The organism is Vibrio sp. 1401, from assembly GCF_033340295.1.
In genome coordinates this window covers 1-18206 of record NZ_JAWOWF010000007.1, presented here as the reverse complement: position 1 = coordinate 18206, position 18206 = coordinate 1, and the positions used below count along the sequence as shown (strand labels likewise).

The 18206-nt window shown below is 46.5% G+C and carries 19 protein-coding genes; 8 read left to right on the top strand and 11 right to left on the bottom strand.

The annotated features are described in order from the left end of the window. Positions 1-25: 25 nt before the first annotated feature. Positions 26-631 carry an AHH domain-containing protein gene (locus R7Z77_RS05795; protein ID WP_198039125.1) on the top strand — a complete coding sequence of 202 codons (606 nt, stop codon included), beginning with the start codon at positions 26-28 and terminating at the stop codon, positions 629-631. A gap of 11 nt (positions 632-642) precedes the next feature. Then, positions 643-1212 carry an imm11 family protein gene (locus R7Z77_RS05790; RefSeq protein WP_064355010.1) on the top strand — a complete coding sequence of 190 codons (570 nt, stop codon included), beginning with the start codon at positions 643-645 and terminating at the stop codon, positions 1210-1212. A gap of 252 nt (positions 1213-1464) precedes the next feature. Here the strand turns inward: R7Z77_RS05790 and ahpF are convergent, their stop codons facing one another. The 3 genes from ahpF to R7Z77_RS05775 all read right to left on the bottom strand — a co-directional run bounded on the left by ahpF (position 1465) and on the right by R7Z77_RS05775 (position 4527). Further along, positions 1465-3033 carry an alkyl hydroperoxide reductase subunit F gene (gene ahpF, locus R7Z77_RS05785; protein WP_005374617.1) on the bottom strand — a complete coding sequence of 523 codons (1569 nt, stop codon included), beginning with the start codon at positions 3031-3033 and terminating at the stop codon, positions 1465-1467. Positions 3034-3205: 172 nt separating this feature from the next. Further along, a complete protein-coding gene (gene ahpC / locus R7Z77_RS05780) occupies positions 3206-3763 on the bottom strand; it encodes an alkyl hydroperoxide reductase subunit C (protein WP_005374632.1) in 558 nt (185 codons plus the stop codon). Positions 3764-4068: 305 nt separating this feature from the next. Next, positions 4069-4527 (bottom strand): MarR family transcriptional regulator, encoded by a 459-nt coding sequence (locus R7Z77_RS05775; protein WP_318136616.1) that lies wholly within the window; start codon positions 4525-4527, stop codon positions 4069-4071. A 137-nt stretch (positions 4528-4664) separates the two neighbouring features. On the opposite strand from R7Z77_RS05775, the gene R7Z77_RS05770 reads away from it, so the two are divergent. The 3 genes from R7Z77_RS05770 (at position 4665) to R7Z77_RS05760 (ending at position 5943) form a co-directional block, all read left to right on the top strand. After that, positions 4665-5087, top strand: coding sequence for an organic hydroperoxide resistance protein (locus R7Z77_RS05770; RefSeq protein WP_045484294.1), 423 nt, complete (start codon positions 4665-4667; stop codon positions 5085-5087). 264 nt (positions 5088-5351) lie between these two features. Then, positions 5352-5594 carry a type II toxin-antitoxin system Phd/YefM family antitoxin gene (locus R7Z77_RS05765; RefSeq protein WP_064355009.1) on the top strand — a complete coding sequence of 81 codons (243 nt, stop codon included), beginning with the start codon at positions 5352-5354 and terminating at the stop codon, positions 5592-5594. Between the two features lie 13 nt (positions 5595-5607). Continuing rightward, positions 5608-5943 carry a hypothetical protein gene (locus tag R7Z77_RS05760; protein ID WP_064355008.1) on the top strand — a complete coding sequence of 112 codons (336 nt, stop codon included), beginning with the start codon at positions 5608-5610 and terminating at the stop codon, positions 5941-5943. Between the two features lie 53 nt (positions 5944-5996). On the opposite strand, the gene R7Z77_RS05755 is transcribed toward R7Z77_RS05760, so the two are convergent. Then, positions 5997-7094, bottom strand: coding sequence for an ElyC/SanA/YdcF family protein (locus R7Z77_RS05755; protein WP_318136615.1), 1098 nt, complete (start codon positions 7092-7094; stop codon positions 5997-5999). A 298-nt stretch (positions 7095-7392) separates the two neighbouring features. Then, the gene (locus R7Z77_RS05750) at positions 7393-8292 is read right to left on the bottom strand and encodes a GyrI-like domain-containing protein (protein WP_020195560.1); all 900 of its coding nucleotides are present in this window, start codon (positions 8290-8292) and stop codon (positions 7393-7395) included. A 184-nt stretch (positions 8293-8476) separates the two neighbouring features. Here R7Z77_RS05750 and R7Z77_RS05745 point away from each other — a divergent pair, with 184 nt between their 5' ends. Together R7Z77_RS05745 and R7Z77_RS05740 are read left to right on the top strand one after the other, a co-directional pair. Then, entirely contained in the window at positions 8477-9340 is an 864-nt protein-coding gene (locus tag R7Z77_RS05745) for a helix-turn-helix domain-containing protein (protein WP_064376333.1), read from the top strand. Positions 9341-9431: 91 nt separating this feature from the next. Further along, a complete protein-coding gene (locus R7Z77_RS05740) occupies positions 9432-10019 on the top strand; it encodes a GNAT family N-acetyltransferase (protein WP_053350154.1) in 588 nt (195 codons plus the stop codon). 110 nt (positions 10020-10129) lie between these two features. On the opposite strand, the gene R7Z77_RS05735 is transcribed toward R7Z77_RS05740, so the two are convergent. From R7Z77_RS05735 to R7Z77_RS05710, 6 genes are all read right to left on the bottom strand, one after another. Beyond that, the gene (locus R7Z77_RS05735; RefSeq protein WP_038135740.1) at positions 10130-10396 is read right to left on the bottom strand and encodes a DUF2999 family protein; all 267 of its coding nucleotides are present in this window, start codon (positions 10394-10396) and stop codon (positions 10130-10132) included. Between the two features lie 79 nt (positions 10397-10475). Then, positions 10476-11585, bottom strand: a complete 1110-nt coding sequence (locus R7Z77_RS05730) for a lipocalin-like domain-containing protein (protein ID WP_213967521.1) — start codon at positions 11583-11585, stop codon at positions 10476-10478. Continuing rightward, positions 11585-14095 carry an ABC transporter permease gene (locus R7Z77_RS05725; protein WP_203345541.1) on the bottom strand — a complete coding sequence of 837 codons (2511 nt, stop codon included), beginning with the start codon at positions 14093-14095 and terminating at the stop codon, positions 11585-11587. Before R7Z77_RS05725 ends, R7Z77_RS05730 begins: the two co-directional genes overlap by 1 nt. Further along, complete coding sequence (locus R7Z77_RS05720) at positions 14082-14792, bottom strand: ABC transporter ATP-binding protein (RefSeq protein WP_213967519.1); 711 nt, start codon at positions 14790-14792, stop codon at positions 14082-14084. Before R7Z77_RS05720 ends, R7Z77_RS05725 begins: the two co-directional genes overlap by 14 nt. Positions 14793-15279: 487 nt before the next feature. Beyond that, positions 15280-15525 carry a DUF3297 family protein gene (locus tag R7Z77_RS05715; RefSeq protein ID WP_005374689.1) on the bottom strand — a complete coding sequence of 82 codons (246 nt, stop codon included), beginning with the start codon at positions 15523-15525 and terminating at the stop codon, positions 15280-15282. Positions 15526-15629: 104 nt separating this feature from the next. Continuing rightward, positions 15630-17621, bottom strand: a complete 1992-nt coding sequence (locus R7Z77_RS05710; protein WP_213897474.1) for a U32 family peptidase — start codon at positions 17619-17621, stop codon at positions 15630-15632. 227 nt (positions 17622-17848) lie between these two features. Between R7Z77_RS05710 and R7Z77_RS05705 the strand changes: the two genes are divergently transcribed. Then, a partial coding sequence (locus R7Z77_RS05705; protein WP_318136614.1) for a DUF302 domain-containing protein occupies positions 17849-18206 on the top strand: 358 nt, incomplete at its 3' end.

The window sequence follows — 18206 nt, the reverse complement described above, 5'->3', positions numbered from 1 at the left end:
TTATTTTATTGCAAAGGGTTTGTTTGTGAGTGGTGTGAAAGAAAAATGTGTGTCGATTAAAGAGTTAGAGATTGATTTGCTTAATTCGACAGGTAACCCTAGTTTGGCTAAACAGCAGGCTCAAGCCTTTGCGATTCACTATGCAGGACGAGTAATTGACGCTGTAAAGTTTAGAAAAGGAAATATAAGTAAGGATGATTTGCTGCTGAGTAGACATATACGGTGGGAACATCACAAGAGACATAGTCAAAACTTAGCCAAAAACATGCTTTCGGCAAATCGAGGACCAAAGCCTAGCAATACTTGTGCTCACCATATAGTTCCTTGGTTTGATGATAAAAGCGCGGCCTGCTCTCGTTCGAGATTGCGTTTAGCTGCATGGGGAATAGATATTGACCATGAGGCGAACGGTGTTTGGCTACCTCGTTTCAGGTGTCATATACCTCATGATGGCATTCCAACAAAAGTAGCTCATAGCCAAACACATACTATGGTTTATTATCTCAACGTGGACTCTCTCCTTCGAGATACGATCGCAGAAGGACTTGGTCGTACTGGTATCATTGATACCTTGCGTGAAGTCGGAGAAATGTTACATGATGGGGACTTCCCAGTTAACCGTTTGATTTAAGTAAGCAAAAGATGAAAGTTTTTAAACTAAATCATGATGTTGAGAATTTCCCTTTTTTACAAGAAACTCAACTAGAGATTTCTATACAATACTCGGATGGCGATTTGCGGGAGTTATGTGGTGAGCGTGTCGCTGATGCTTGGATGATTATTGATTTGGAGTGGGTGAGTGATAACCACATGCTTACAACAAAACCTGATTTTGCAATCTGGCGTGCAGGCGAGTTTGCTTGTTCTGAGTCCGCATATAATCAAATAAACGAAGCTCTTGATTCCAGTTGTGAGTTTTTGCCATTACGCGTCGCTGGCGAGCGTTGGTATGCTATAAACATACTCAAAACTTGCGATGCCATTGATAAGGATCGCACTGTGTTAAATGTAAGAGCTAATGGTAAGCCAAGTCGTGTAAAGCGGTTTAAAAAATTAGTGTTGAGTAGTAAATCAATCAAATCCGGAGGCTTGTTCAGGATTGAAAATAACGGAAGCGGTGTTTACTGCAATGATGAATTAGGTGGTTTGTATGAAATTTACCATCGTTGTCAGCTAAAAGGTCTGATATTTGAAGCAGTAGAAACGAGTTAAAGCCCGCAATGTTTCACCCTAAGTGTATTTCGGCAGCTTTATTTTACTCTGTTATTTCTAGTAATAATTTGTTTCCCCCCCCCCCCCAAAAAAAAAACAAAAAAGCCAGCAGTTAGTACCTGCTGGCAAAGTCTTTGGGCTTCTAGTTTTTTGATTTTATTTCTTGTTACTCATCGCTGTCACGGTGCCCCGATTGGTTTTCCGGGGAAGAAAACACAGCACCGTGCGCTTTGTGTCCAAGAAATTTGGAGATTAACCTTGCTTACGGATTAGGTAGTCAAATGCGCCTAAGCTTGCTTTTGCACCTTCACCCATCGCAATGATGATCTGTTTGTAAGGAACGGTTGTTGCGTCACCGGCTGCGAACACACCTTCTAGGCTAGTATCGCCACGGCTACCGACTTCGATTTCGCCGCGCTCAGATAGCGCTACTTCTGAATCTTTTAGCCATTCTGTGTTTGGTACTAGACCGATTTGAACAAAGATACCTGACAGTTCAATCTCTTTGATCTCATCTGTGTTGCGGTCTTTGTACTTCAAGCTTGTTACGCGAGTACCGTCGCCTACTACTTCTGTTGTTTGCGCCATCGTGATGATGTCTACGTTTGGTAGTGAGTTCGCTTTGTCGATAAGCACTTGGTCTGCGCGAAGTACGTCTGCGAATTCAAGAACTGTTACGTGTTCTACGATACCAGCAAGGTCGATAGCTGCTTCGATGCCTGAGTTACCACCACCGATAACGGCAGTTTTCTTGCCTTTGAACAGTGGACCGTCACAGTGTGGGCAGTACGCGACACCTTTGTTACGGTACTCTTGCTCACCCGGAACGTTCATTTCACGCCAGCGTGCACCAGGGCTTAGGATGACACTCTTACTCTTCAGCGTTGCGCCGCTTTCAAGTTGGATGTGAATCAAACCATCTTCTGTATGTGCTGCGCCCATTAGCTTCTCAGCTTGTTGCTCAGTCACGACGTCTACGTCGTATTCTTTTAGGTGTTCTGCTAGGTCAGTTGCTAGTTTTGGACCTTCAGTGCGTTTCACCGAAATGAAGTTCTCGATTGCCATGGTGTCCATAACCTGACCACCAAAACGCTTAGCAACAACGCCAGTACGAATACCTTTACGAGCGGCGTATAGAGCAGCTGCGCTACCACCAGGGCCACCGCCAACAACAAGTACGTCGTATGGGTCTTTTTCGCTCAATGCTTTCGCCGCTTTCTCGCTCGCGCCGTCATCCACTTTGTTTAGGATTTCAGTCAGAGACATACGGCCTTGACCGAATAGCTCACCGTTCACGAATACACTTGGTACAGCCATGATGTCGCGTTGTTTCACTTCATCTTGGAACAAGCCACCGTCGATCATGGTTGCTTTTACTTTCGGGTTGATCGCCGCCATCATGTTGAACGCTTGAACCACGTCCGGACAGTTTTGACACGACAGTGAAATGAAGATTTCTACGTCTAGATCTTTGTCTAGTGCTGCGATTTGCTCAATCACTTCTGGTTCTAGTTTGATTGGGTGACCGCCAGAGTGAAGCAGTGCCAATACTAGAGAGGTAAATTCGTGACCCATTGGCAAGCCTGCAAAGCGTAGTGCTGTGCCTTTAGCTGGGTTAGTTACCGCCATCACTGGTTTACGTGCGCTTGCGTTGTCGTCACGTTCAACAGTGATTAGGTCGCTCATCTCTGCGATTTGGTTCGCTAGAGACAAAATGTCATTCGATGCTTTGCTTTCATCTAGACTAACCACTAAACGAACTTCTTCTTTTACATTAGCCAGATATTGTTTGAGTTGTTGTTGGATCGCTTGGTCTAACATAGTTGTTACTACCTTAATTAAAACTAAAAAGTGGTTACTGTAGATAAAACCTGAGGGGGAGAGAGCAAATCAGGCAGAAGGTCGTCAAGGTATCTAACCTGAAGTGCTCTCTAATTCAGTTCTAATCAGAAAAAGGAAATCGGGAACTGATTAGAACTTAAATTTCAGTGGCTTAGATTTTGCCAACTAGGTCTAGTGATGGAGCTAGTGTCTCTTCACCTTCTTTCCATTTAGCTGGGCAAACTTCGCCTGGGTGCGCTGCTACGTATTGAGCTGCTTTCACTTTGCGTAGTAGGTCTTCTGCGTCACGACCGATACCTTCAGCAGTGATTTCCATTGCTTGGATAGTACCTTCTGGGTCGATTAGGAACGTTGCACGGTCTGCAAGACCTTGACCTTCACGCATCACACCGAAGTTGTTTGTGATGTTGCCTGTTTGGTCGCCAAGCATGTAGTACTGAATCTTACCGATTGTGTCTGAGCTGTCGTGCCATGCTTTGTGAGTGAAGTGTGTGTCAGTTGATACTGAATAAACTTCTACGCCACGTTTTTGTAGCTCTTCGTAGTGGTCTGCTAGGTCGCCCAGTTCTGTTGGACATACAAACGTAAAGTCTGCTGGGTAGAAGAAGAATACTGCCCATTTACCTAGAACGTCTTGTTCTGTTACTTCAACGAATTCGCCGTTTTTGTACGCTGTAGCTGCAAATGGTTTGATTTGAGTATTAATCATAATTTACTTTCCTTTGAATGTTTTAAGCTGAGCTGTTGTTGCTTTCGGAAAGTATATTCTCATCGGAGTGTGTTTAAGGAAAATCGCTTGTAACTATCCTATTGATAGCCATTTCCTATTTCACTTGATAGGGAAATCCGATGTAAGTGAGTTTGCTTTGATAGGTTTTATTGAAGATGAACGCAGATTAGCAATAGAGAATACCGATGATTACTTTGAGTAGATCTTCTAGCTAAGATCGAAAGAGCCTGCATCTCGGCAGGCTCTTTCTAATGGGAAATAGGGAAGTGGATGCTTCTATCTTGTTAGCTCAGATTGTCGAGCACTTTGCCACACAACTTCTTCAGCATGATCATTTCATCTAGCTCTAAGGTGATTTTACACATCATGGCGTTTGGCACTGACTTGGCTTGTTCCTTAAGATCACGACCTTGTTCTGTTAGGTTGAGTACGCGAACACGCTCATCGGTTTCACTGCGACCACGCTCTACATAGCCTTTTGCTTCTAAGCGTTTAAGTAGCGGTGTGAGTGTGCCTGAGTCCAAATGCAGTTGTGACCCCAACTCTTTCACGCTGGCACCGTCTTTTTCCCACAGCACCATCATCACTAAGTACTGCGAATAAGTCAGATCAAGCTCGTCCAGCAACGGGCGGTACGCTCGGATCACTGAATTTGCTGCGCTGTAGAGCGGGAAGCAAACTTGGTTTTCGAGTAAGAGTTTATCGTCGTCGGTCATGGTGTTGTCGGTGTAACACTGGCTCATTGGCGTTGCCTACCTGCTCACAGAGAAAGAGAGTTATAAAATAAATTGTGCACAATATAGTTGCAAACGATCTTTACTTCGATATAAGATTGCAGGCAATTAAATTGTGCGCAACTTAAATTAAGAAGGACACTCGCATGACTACTCTATACAAAACTCAAGCTACTGCTTTGGCTGGTCGTAATGGTCAAGTAAAAACAGATGACGGTCTTCTCGATCTAGAGCTGTCATACCCGAAGGAAATGGGCGGCACAGGTGCAGCAACTAACCCAGAACAGCTGTTCGCAGCGGGCTATTCGGCATGTTTCTCTAACGCGATTTTGCACGTAGCACGTGAAGGTAAAGTAAACCTGAAAAGTGCACCTGTAACAGCGGAAGTGGGCATCGGTCCGAACGATAACGGTGGCTTTGCACTAACAGTGAGCCTAGCGGTAGAGCTAGACATGCCACAAGAACAAGCGCTAGATCTAACGCGCATTGCACACCAAGTTTGCCCATATTCAAACGCAGTTCGTGGCAACATTGATGTGGCAGTAACGGTAAACGGCGAAGCAATTTAAGCGGTTTCAACCACTGCACAAAGACAAGAAAGCCTGCAAGTACGCAGGCTTTTTCTATATTTGAAGTAGGAGTCTAAATTTAAACTTAATTTAGTTTGTTCGAAATGCACAGGTATAGTTGGCAAGATTAGGTCAAAATCTACACGAAAAATAGAATGTGATTAGCACTTTCTATTGATTCAAATATTTCGGTCAAACCTGCAGTATAGCTCGGCTGGTTTCGCTTGTTGTTACACCAGCGAGGTTGCCGATAGGAGTCATGTGATGAGCACTGAAACGGTAAGTTATCTAAAAAAGAATGCTGCGAAGCTTGAACTGGATGAACCAATGACGATTACGCAAAATGGTAAGCCTGTTTATGTCGTTGAGTCTTATGAAGAACGTCAGAAGCGCGATGAAGCCATTGCTTTAATGAAGTTTGTTAGCTTTGCTCAAAATGATGTTTCGAATGAACGTGTAAAGTCATCAGAAGATATGAAGAGCACGTTAGCAGCACTCAAAGATTGAGTTTGATACGAGCATGGAAGCAAAAGTTCTCTATACACAAACCTTTGAAAATACGGCTGTTCAGAGTATTAACTATTTTTCGAACTGGAGCGCTCGCAACGATGTGATTGATAGATTAATTGCGGTGCAGCAGAGGTTTGAACACAACGTTTTGAATAACCCGTCTATCTATCTCCCTTGTTATGAACTGACAACAATCGGTGTTTACGACATCCGGCAGTTTAGCTTTGATGGATTCAAACTGCTTTACCGAATTGGTGACAAAAATACTATCTATGCTCTCGTGATTCTGAGTGACAAACAAAACCTACAAAACGCATTGATTGACCACTGCATCATGTTCAAATGATTCTATGAGAGACCGCATTAACGCGGTCTCTTTTGCTTTCTGGCTCTAGTGTATTAACGCGACTCTAGCGGGTAAGAGCGGTAGCTCCACATGCCGTAAGTACGCAGTGCATCGCGGTAGATACCAAGCAGCTCGCTATCGCTGGCTTTGGCTAAGTCTTTCAGTGGCTTGTCTGGGTAGCTTACGGTGTCAAAAGTGATGCCTTGTGGGCCAGTTTGCCAGCTTGCGATTTCAAACAAGGTTTGACCACGGCGCACATGGCTCGCTGAGCTGATGATGGTCGCGTGCTTGATGTTATGACGTGCCAATGCGTAGCTGCTGAATAGGGCGTTACCTACCGTGCTGGTGGCGTAGTTTTCTTCAATGATGCGATCTTTGCTGATGCCTTTTTCAATCAGCCAATCTGCCATTAATTTGCCTTCGGTTTTGTGGTTCTTCGGTACACCACCCGTCAACACGATCAACGCGTCTGGGTTTACTTTCGCCATTGCTAGCGTGGTTTCCAGACGCTCAACCAAGATTTGATGCATTGAACCATCTGGGTTCAGCGCGTATCCCAACGTGACTATAGCGCCTTTGTCATCCAGTTTGCCTTTATCGGCTTTCTCTTTTAGTGGCGTTGCAAGTACGCGGTCTACGGTGTCGAAGATGCGTTGGATATCTGCCGCTTTACCTGCATTGAGCTTCATGAGCGTCGCCATGTGTTTCGCTGATTCTGCTTGGTTGCCCTCAAAGCGTTGCCATACCGCTAAGTAAGCGTGCAAATCCACATCGTCTGGTGCGACAGAAAGAGCTTGTTCAAATAGTTCAATCGCGCGGTCTGCATTCTTGTTGTAGATCTGTGCGTTTGCCGCAGAAATCAGTAGGTCAGTGCGGTACGGCTCAAGTTTGTAGGCTTCTAGTAAGCGGTCGGTAACAATCTCCATGTTGCTCGGCATTTTGGCGGTAAAACCCGCATGCGAGATACGCGCAGGGGATTTGAATGCTTGTACCGCGTCATTCAGCAGTTGGTCGACAACCTGACGTTTGGTGACGATCTGTGAGTAGTCGGCGGAAGATTGGATAGCAGCATCGTTAGCCGCGATAGAGTATGGGGCAGCAGTCAGCGCAATTACGCTACCAAGAGCAATGGCAAGTAAGTTCTTCTTCATGGAATGTCCTAGAGGTGCTGTAGTACCTAGTTTTTATTGTGCCTAGCGTTGTAGGTCGAACGGGGTCGATGGAATTTTTTCAGTCTAGGTTCGCTTCATGAATAATCTGTGAAATGAATCCCAACTCAGCCGAGCAAATGAACGCGCGTGGTCAAAACGCGAAGTAGGATCACGAAAATACTGAGGTATTCGTTCGTGTTCTAAGTAATTGGATTAAAAGATAAACAGCGTTTGGAAGAACGGATTTAAGCAACCAGAGTAAGAAATGAAAAAGCCTGCAACGATGCAGGCTTTTGGTTTATTTGATGGCAGTGCAGAAGCTAACGTCTGCATGGTGCGTTTGTGGGTCAAAGCTGTGGTAAAGTTCAAAGCAAGGACGATCGTCGTTCTCAATACCGGATTCAATCACTTTGCTCATGACATCATCCCACGCTTTTGAGTATTGGCTCGGGTCAGTAATGTGCTGGCGCATCACGGCATATTGACCGCCGGGGAAGTCTTGCAGTTCAATGCCTTTCGGAACTTCGGTATCTTCTGGCACCATCAAGCAGATATCAGTACGGCACTTCTCGTCTGGCGTGATTTCTGGGTTGTCATGGTAGATGAAGATGCAGGTATTGCCTGCCAAACCTTTCATTCCTGCCCATTGATACAGGCGACCTGATGGCTCTTCATAGCCTTGGCCGTAAGGGCCGTTTACACGAATGTAAGCCAGTTTTGCTTTTTCAAAGTTTTGCGTTTCCATTGTCGTGCTCCATTTGGTGAGTTCAGAGCCAGTATATGAATCGCTTGGTGTTACTTCGTTTCCATTCTTGCGCAACGTGTGTCCAATCTTGCTGTTTCGTGCTAATTCAGAAAATTGCTGATAGTTTTCGCAGTCACGAAAGGCTGTAGGTGTGACGCCATAATGTTGTTTGAAGGCTTTGGCTAAGCTCTGTGAGCTAGAAAATCCGTACTCTAGGGCAATGTTCAATACCGGTTGCTTGGATTTGAACAAGTCATCGGCGGCGGCTTCTAGACGTAAACGTCGAATGAAGTCGGCCAGTGTTTCGCCTTGCACGGCTTTGAAGGTGCGATGAAAGTGATAAGGGGAAAGGTTCGCCAGCGCGGCCACTTCTGGTAGGTTGAGCGGTTCATTAAAGTGTTGTTCTAAATAACGAATCACAGGAACCAGTCGTTGGTGGTAGTCGACGCGCATCGGGGGATTTCCTTGTTCTTTTCAGCTTGTATTCTCTGCTCAAAGCCTACCGCAATCCAACAAGCTTGCAAGGGAGCAGGGTGAGAAATGCGTGGCGAGATGCGCGTCAATCAGTCACACTCAACGAGCTGGTGTTTAAGCAAAAACGTTGCGCTTATTATCTTTACTAACCGCTAGGACAATCATGATCGCTTGGAAACAGTCTCTGCCAGAGTACGAATGGCTTATTCATCAAATTTGGTACTTGGAAGTGCCAGAGGGTGAAGTCATTGACCCCAAGCCGCACCTTATTCCAAACCCGCGTGCTCACTTACTCTTTACGCCATCAGAGCAAGACTACAGTTACGATACGGGAGACACAAAGCTTGCTGGCAAAGGCTGCCACTTATTAACGGCTAACGAACATTTGCTGCTGTTGGAAGATACGGCTCCCATCAAGCGTATTGGTATCACCTTTCGTCCAGAGGGTTTGTATGCCATTGAATCACGGTTTAGTGATGCATCCCAAGTTGCAGCAATTAACCAATGCGAATGGTTTGATTGGCTCAACGCGGCGTTTGATGAGCGCTTTCAACAGGGGTTATGGCTGCTAGAGTTGCAAGATTCACCGCAATGTTTGCTGAACTACATCAAACAACATCTAGATTCGTTAGATATCGAACCTTGTTGCACCAAACCGTTTTTGGCGTCACAAAAAGCGGTGTCCGTGATGGATGCTCAAGCGCTACGCTCACCTGAGTTAGCGATGGATATTGATGAGATAGCCAAACAGTGCGCCTGCTCTCGAAGAACGCTTGAGCGCAGTTTCAAACAAGTGGTGGGGTTGAGCGTTAAGCAGTATCAACAAATGGCACGTCTGGAGCAGATGATTTTGACCCTCTACAAGCAACAAGAGGCGATTGATTGGGCGAGCTTCTCCCAGCAATTTGGTTTCAGTGACCAATCGCATTTAATTCGTACCCTCAAACAGCAGCTAAGAAAAACGCCGAGCAAATACTTGAAAAAGCGCGACTTAACCATCGATATCTATGGCGACTTTGAGTCGTAATTCATTGCTAATCAGCCCGAAAGTTGTCGCAAAAATCCAATTTTTCTCTTATCCGCTGAGCTACTATTTTCAGCAGATAACGAGGTAACACATGTCATATCAAAAACTAAAACAAGGCGAAGCCATCCCATTTAACGAATCGTTGACTATCCAACTGATTCAAGGCTCTGATCTACAAGATATTATCGAGATGTTGAACGATGATAAGGTCAATCAGTATCTGTTCTTCGCACCTGCTGACAACAGCCTATATGAGGGTTTCTTTGGCCCTATTATTGAAAATACGGCACAAGCGATTAAAGACAGTGTTTGGCCAGATAGCCCAACGTTCGTGATTCGTGACCAACAAGGCCAGTACATGGGAATGTGTGCAGTGACCGCAGTGATGTTCTTAACTGGCAACTACGAAGTAGGTTATCAATTACCAACTTGTGCATGGGGTAAAGGCGTTGCGACTCGCGCTTGCCAAATGATGACCGACATTGGCTTTACTGAGCTAAACGCCCATAAAGTCAGTGCCGATTGCTACGCTTCTAATGCTGGTTCTTACAAGACGTTAGAGAAAAATGGTTTTACTCAAGAAGGCCGTCAGAAAGACTACTACAAACGAGAGCATGGCTTCGACGACAAGCTTTACTACGGCATGACAGCAGAACAATTCGCGTCTTTAAATCGCTAATAATTAGCTGACAGAAAAGTAGTCAACAACAAAGTAGGAACAAAAAAGGCCGTTAACCCACATGCTCGGGTTAACGGCCTTTTCTATATTCAGCGCTAAATGATTAAGACTTAGTTGCCTTGGTTTTGGCTTTGAAGCTTCTCTTTTGCTTCTTCAACCTTTGAGAAATCCAATCCCAACTCGTCTACGGCTTCTTTGATTAGCGCAGGGTTTTGCATCACTTGCGCCATCAGCATTTGTAGCTTCTCTTGTGGCAGACCTAGTTGGCTGATGGTTGCCATTGCTGCGAGCGGGTTTTGCGTCAGAGTCTGGAAGATTTCGTTGATCTGTTCATCGCTGATGTTGTTCTCTTTCAGCAAGGCGATAATTGGGTTCATCATATTTCCTTTCAATCAGTGTATGACTTGGTTGCCAGTATTTGTTCTAGCAGAATAATTGGGGCTCCCGCGCAATATTTCAATACCCTGTTAGCTCCATATAACCTGTCCCAGAATGAGAGCCCTCAATACGTACTGGGCCTTCCCAATAAAGCACAGAAAGCGGCATTTTCGCGTTCGGGTTGAGTGCAGAAACGGTAAGCTCGATTTGCTGCTTAGGAATCGACACCTGCCACTGGGTTGGATACTTTCGCCCTTGGATTTCTGTTTGATTGGTTGCCTCTAACTGAATGTCTTTCTGTGGGATAGCGATGCCAGAACCATCTTGCTGCATCAGCCTTGCACTGGAGTAACTGGATGATCCGGTTTTAGAATCACGCAATTGGAACACCACCAAGTTGGTGTCGTCACTCAACCTTAGGGCAAACCAGTCCCAGCCTTGTTGTGAGTCGAGTAAGAATTGCGAGCTCCACTCTCGGTCTATCCAACCTTTGCCCGACACTTGATGGGTTTCGCCGTCGATCGTGACCTCACCGGACACATCAATAAACGGTTGGCTGTAGTAATACGAAGCCACCTGACCATCGGCGCTTTTGGTGCTGTAACCTTGCTCGCCTTGCTTTTGATAAGGTGCGCTGCTGGTAAGCGTCAGCGAATAGCCAAACTGTTTGGAGTTCGCCTTCAATGTGGCAGGGAAGAGATCGGTGGTTGAAGAAGTCCACTGCCAATCATCGAGGTAAACCCGAAATGGTGAAGAATCAACGCCGGCGAGAGAGGCTTGATCGCGCGACCATTTTTCATCGGCGTAGTGTTTGTCTGCGGTCGTCACTGCGCTATGCGCCATGTAGATTTGCTGAGTTTGCCATTCGGTTTTCTTTACGCCATCTTCGCCAGTTGGCGGCGCAGCAGCAAAGCGAAATTGTGTCCACTGGACGCCAAGTGGGTTGCCATCTTCATCAATTAAGTTAGCGGTTAAGTACCACCATTCATGACGAAAATTCGGGTGCGCTTGATGGTCTGCCGGGAAGGTGAGTTCATTCCCTTTTTCTACGGGGGTGAATAGGTTGCTCTCGCTTTGCGTATATCCACTGCCCAGCAACGTGCCCATATTTTGTTGTTGGGGATCTTCACAACCGAACAGGAATAAGCTGCTTATGAGTAGAGTAAGTTTGCTTGCCAATCGAACCATCACAACACCTCGCTTTGCAAACTGGATACGACAGGCTTACTGACCAATCGCCACAGCGGAATCAAGGTTGCGATCACTGCCACTAAGATGGTGATCGCCGCAATGCTGAGGGCGTCACTCCAATTCCACAGATAATTTAAGCTCCAACCAAAAGCGCGTAAGGTGACGATGTCTGTCAGCACGTAACCCACCATGGCTCCGAGGGGCAGGGCGATAACCAGAGTAAAACTGACCAAAGCGACGATCTGTCCGACCACCATGGTCATTAATTTACGACGACTAACGCCAAGTGCATACAGCCTTGCAATGGCGGCTTTGCGCGCGTCGAGCAACATAAAACAAGCACTGAACAGACCAATTACCGCGACCATCAAAGTTACGCCGTTGAGTGCGCGCGTAATGGCGAAGGTCTGCGAGAAAATATCCAACGCGATGGATTTGATTTGCGCCTGATCGTAGAGCTGACTTGGGTGCAGATTCAATTGCTCGCGCAGTTGCTCGTATACGATTTGTGGGTCACCTGAGACTTTAATGCCAAGGCTTGTTGGCAGGTCGGTAAAGCCGCTCTCTTGCCATAATTTGGGAGCCAATAACACTTCACCATTGGGTGAGCCGTAATCATGGAATATCGCACCCACAAGCAGGTTCTTATTTGGAACGGCATCAAGCGTGAGCTCGCTACCCAGTGATAAACCCAGTTTGACCGCGGTTGGTTCACTGATCGCGACTGACTCACCTTGGTAAAAACGCTGCCAGAAGTTCTCCAAATGCGATTTGAACACCATGGTTTGCTCTAAGGTGTCTTTGTCTTTGGTACCAAGCAAAATCGGTAAGCCTTGCAGGTTATCGTCGACATAGTATTGCTTGTAGACGGTCTCAACATTGTCAAACTGCTCTAACGCGTGCTCTATATCAGCGATTTCTCCTTGCGCAGGACTGACGTAAATATCGGCGTGCAGCCTTTGTTCTAACCACTGTTTTAGGGTGGACTCGAAGCTACCCACTAGCGTGTTCATCCCCATATTGGCAGTAACGGCGAGTAGCAGCGCCATCATGGCGAGAGAAAGCGGAGAAATCAGCTCGCGCAGCTCAGCAAACAGATACTGCATCAAACCGGAAGTGGTGCGTTTTTCACACCAATTGGCTAAGACGCTGAGTGTTTTAGGTAGATACAAAGGAATCGACACCACAAGCACGCCGAGCCACGCCATGGTAAAGCGATGATGCTCACTCAGCCATAACCCTGCGAGTGCGAGAGCCGTCAACGCAGCACCTATCACGAACAATTGGTTTTCGTTAGAGGCTTCCGGCGCTTGATAAAATCCGCCATGAGAGGAAAGCGGCTGGCGCACTCGCTGTTTAAAGTGCTGCCAACATGCCAATAGGGTTGCGGTTAACGTGAGTAGAAGGGCTTGCGCCCACCATTGCCACTGCCAAGTGCCGGGCAGCAGTGTCGCGCCATAAAGTTGTTCTAGAGTCAGTGCCACGGTCGGATGTAACCAGTGGCTAAGCTGCATGCCCAATACAAAACCGAGGGAAGCGCCGATGGTAACGAGAATAGTGAGTTCAACTAACAGCGCAGAGAACACAATGCTCGGCGCAACACCCGCTTGTTGAATTTGCACTAACAGCCGATTGCGTTTAAGCAAGCTGTACTTTACGCCGTTGTAAGCGATGAACAGCCCGACTAAAAACGCGAGTAAGCTCATTGCCGTGAGGTTGAGGTGAAAGCTGTCGGTCAGCGAACCAAGGTCGGTACTTTGATTATTGGCAATCCATTGTCCTTGCTCACCAATAAGGTTCTGCCAATTTGCTTGCGTGTCTTTATTCCCTTTATCACCCGAATGGAAAACCGCAATGTAACTGAGCTGTCCTTGTTTATTGAGCAGTTGCTGGGCAAAGCCAATGTCCATCAACATTCGGCTACCTAACTGCCATTCGTCAGGTAGCACCACCACTTGGGTTGGAATGTCGTCCAGAGTTAGGGTTTCTACCTCTCCTAAGTTTTGATGTTGAGATTGGCTCATCATCACGATTGGCTTGCCGGCTAAAAGCTCAGGCAAAGGTAAAGCACTATCGAACAAAGACACGTTCTGTTCACTATCTGATGAATAGCGAGAACGTGAAGAGATAGCGGCAATCAACTCGCTACCTTGTACTGACCAGCGTCGACCTTGTTCGTCTCTCACTCGCCCTTCGATTACAGGTAGCGCTGTACTGAGTCCGTTTTGTCTAAGGGTGAAGTAGAGCGATTCGGGCAGGTAGTTTTGCCCTGCTGGTGGAATAATTACGTTCTGAGCTTGTGCGCTAAGCTGCTCGGTAGACTCCGCATAACTGCGCTTGGCATTGAGGTTGATGGCTTGCACCGCAACAAACAAGGTCACAGCCAACACGATACCGATCAGAATTGCGGCGGCTTGCAGTGGCGCCTGCCGATAGTGCGCTGCAAACAGATTCAGGGCGAGTCGAGTATGAGTGAATCTGTTGTTTGATGGCTTAGTTTGCTTCATGGTGAAGCTCATGTTTGTTTACTTGATGGCTGTTCTGTAGCTGACTGTTATCCAATCGCAGCCGTGCTTTCATAAATTCAGCGCATTCATGGCTGTGGGTCACCAAGAGCACGGCGGTATTGCCTTGGGTGGTGATTTCACTCAGCAGTTTCATCACTTCTAACCCTGCTTTTTGGTCAAGGTTACCTGTGGGTTCATCAGCAAGTAGCAGTTTAGGTTTGTGTGCTAAGGCGCGCGCAATAGCGGCTCGTTGTTGTTGACCACCGGAAAGGGTAAAAACATGTCTATCGAGCAGTTGGCTGATGCCCAGAGTCTCGACCAAATAATCGCACCAGTCGTTCCATTTCTGCTGATTCAAATGCAGAGGGAAGGCGATGTTTTGCTGCACGTTGAGCGGCGTTAATAGATTGAATTGCTGAAAGATAACACCGAGTTTTTGGTGTCGAAATTGGCTCCATTGTGGGTCTTTCCAAGCCGCTGTGTTATCGCCATCTAACCACAACTCACCTTCGGAAAGTGGCTCAAAGCCAGCGATGACATTGAGTAAAGTACTTTTGCCGCTACCACTTGCGCCCGTTAGCGCAACACTCGCTCCTGTGTTCAACGTAAAGTCGACGCCTTCTAACACGCGATGTGTTTCTTTGCCATCAACAAAGCTTTTGCTGGCGTGTTTGAGTGTGACAAGTGGGCTTTCCATTTCCTCTCCCTGTATTCAAAAGGTGTCGTTTCTTTTGGCAATCACTATTGCAGTTAGTTCTCTAGAAACTTTAGACAACAATTAGATAAAAACAGCGATTTACATCGAGTTTAGGGTCTGTTGACCTTTCGAGCTGATTTTTGCAGCGAATTGTTGGGTGTTTGTGCAAGGCAGAAGCTTTGATGTGTAGTTAGCCTACATGAAAAAGCTGATAACGCAGGAGAAATGAACAACAAACGCTGCCCAAAGGGTTCGGCTAAAATCGTTCTATGCTTTGTTAAGGAGTATTTACTTAGAATGCTAGGCTACACACTCCTTGCCTCGCCTAAAACGATTTTATCTCGAACAAAACTTAATCTCGAAAGATAAACAGACCCTGCTTTGTACTGAAAAGAAGAGGGAAGAGATTAAATGAGGAAGGGATATGACAGACATTAAAAAAGCCCGAGTCAGACTCGAGCTTTCAAAGATATTCAGCGTGGTCAGCTTACACGTAGTACGCTTCAACTTCGCCTTTAAGCTTGATTAGCATTGGGTTACCGAAACGGTCTTTTGCTTTAGGAGAAGCAATTTTTACCCAACCTTCGCTGATGCAGTATTCTTCTACGTCAGTACGCTCTTGGCCGTTGATACGAATACCGATTTGGTGCTCGAAGCATTCTTTGATGAAGAATGGGCTACGTGGGTTACCCGCTAGGCGATCTGGTAGAGCTGGTTTAGCTGTATCTGTCATGTTTGTGACCTAAATTCCGTAAAAAGTGCGCTATTGTAGTCAGTGCACTGTGTGTGTTCAAGATATGTTGAGAGTCGATGCGTTGTTTAACTTTCAAGTACCGCCTATAACCCCTTTAAATACTGCGCGTTGGCTGTCGGTTGAATCATGGGATGCAGCGTTTGGATGGCTTGTTCGCTGTACTCTGCAAGTAGAGCTAAGAACGCGTCAATCAACTCAGGTTTGCTTGCTGAGACTTTCGTTTCGGTCTGGATATCACGCAGATCGATCAACACATCAGTACACAATTGCGGCAGATCGTGCAGCACTTGCAGGTTTAAGACGTTGTACTCGCTGTAGATTGAATTGTGACTGCCTTTTTGTTTTTGCACCACATACGGATTGTCTTTTAAGTTGATGATAGACGTACGTTTATCACAGCGTTTCAAACAACCTTTGTTGACCTTAATCTTGCGGCATCCTTCGGTTTGTTGGAACAAACATTGGCGGCTCGTGAGTAGGGTATTTGGATGATAAATGCTGTAGAAGCAGCGCATGTTTTGCGGGCGCTTGATATGGCGCATCTGCTTCATATTCAGCTCGTTAGAAACAAACGCGCCACTTGCCGCGACCTCGTCTTGAAGGCATTTAAACGCGTATGAGTTCACCGTGTTCATTTGTGGGCCTGCCACCCAGTCTAAGCCGAGCTCTTTTGCGATCATGCCGACGCCTGAGTTGTTGGTGATCAACAACTCAGGTTGGATGGTTTCCAAAAATACGCGCACGGCGTGGTAGTCTTCGCCAATCAAAATGGCTGGGAACCAAGGTTTGAGCATTGGATTGGCTTGGAACAATTCAATCATCGCGCTCAGTTCACCAGACAATCCCATTGGCAGTTGATAGTAAACATCAATGTCGCGGTATTCGCACAGCATGGCTTCTTGTGCTGACGAGATCAGAACCGATAATTTTGGCGCACCTTGGCGAGGTTCTGGTTGAGGTAATGCTGGCAGAGTTGGCACATCAATCGACCCTTTCAAGCTGCTGCCGGATACTTGTGTCGAAGCGACATCGAACGACTTGGTTTGCTCTGCCACTTTCTCAATGATCGCGGTTTTGTCGTCGTAGAGTTTCTTTTTCACCGCTTGCACATCATCAGCAGACTGGCATTGATAAACCTTCGAAAAATGCTTTACAGCGTGGTCGCGCGGGTTGTCGATGTACATCGCCTTGCCGAAATCACCTTGCAAAAATGCGTTGGAGAAATCACGGTTGAACACCGTGTACAACTCGGTTGTGTCTTCAGAGAGTTCCAAACCCTCGCACAAGCGATCGATTTGCTGGCGCCAATTGTCGACCACGGTATAGACGTAGTGCGATTTCTTGATTCGTCCTTCCACTTTTAATGAATACACGCCAGCATCGGCAAGCGCTTCCAAGTCCCCAAAGGCGGAATTGTCTTTCATATTGAGTGGGTAGTTGTTGCCCGTTTTGGTCGTTTCGTACTGTTCGCGACAAGGTTGGCTGCAGCGTCCACGGTTACCTGATGCACCATTGCGAGCGGAACTGATATAGCAAATTCCGGAGAATCCGATGCAGTATGAGCCGTGGACAAACACTTCCATCATTACGTTGTGCTCGCGACCAAATTGCGCCAGATGTTTTATTTCATCGATGTTAAGTTCGCGAGATAGATTTACTCGGCTTGCGGTGAGCTGGTTGAGAAAGAGGATCTGGCCTTCGTTATGCGTGTTCAGTTGCGTTGAAGCGTGCACATCCAAATCGGGAAAGTGATGTTTGAGAATGTAGGCCAGACCGAGATCTTGCACGATCACGCCATCGATTTTGGTGGTGTTCAGTTGGCTGAGTAAGCGAACAATCGCCGGAATTTCACTTTCTAAAATCAGCACATTCAACGTTAGGAAAATCTTACAGCTGTGCTGGTGGGCTAACGTTAACACGCCATTTAAGTTATCTAAGGTGAGGTTAGTCGCTCGGTTACGAGCATTAAAGCGGTCGAGCCCACAGTAAATTGCATCGGCGCCAGCGGCAATGGCGGCTTTGATGGAATCTAAATCGCCACCGGGTGCCAATAACTCAAATTGATCGCGTGTCACTACTTTTCTCTTTCTTACTAAAATAGGCTGCAAATGTTACGTATTTCACGCTTTTGATGCTCAGCTAGTTAACGCTTTATTAATCTGAATCAATTAATCCGTGTTACACGGTCGACTCTTGAGTGGGTAGAGTGCAATTCGCGATAGCGGAATCTGACTTCTATAGTTTTCCTACACTTGGTTTTTCTATATTTAGTTTTCTACTCAGAGAGAGGAAGGGACGACAAATGAAAAAAGTAATGATGGGGTTGGTAGTGGCGTTGGCGTCATTGAGTACGTTGGCTGGGGAGGGTGTGGTAACCGTTGCGAGCACGCATTCAGCAAAAGATACGGCGGATAAATTTGTCGCTATCGCGCAAGAAAAAGGGTTGAACGTCTTTGCGCGCATTAACCATCAAGAGAACGCCGTGAAAGTCGATATGACGTTGCGACCAACTGAAGTTATCGTGTTTGGGAACCCTAAAGTGGGCACACCACTGATGATCTGTGCGCAGGAGGTGGCGCTCGATTTGTCGAGTAGACGACACCTGTTACCAAGTGTCGCCCCTCTAAGAACCCAGCGTGCAACTTTCACCGCACTAGGCT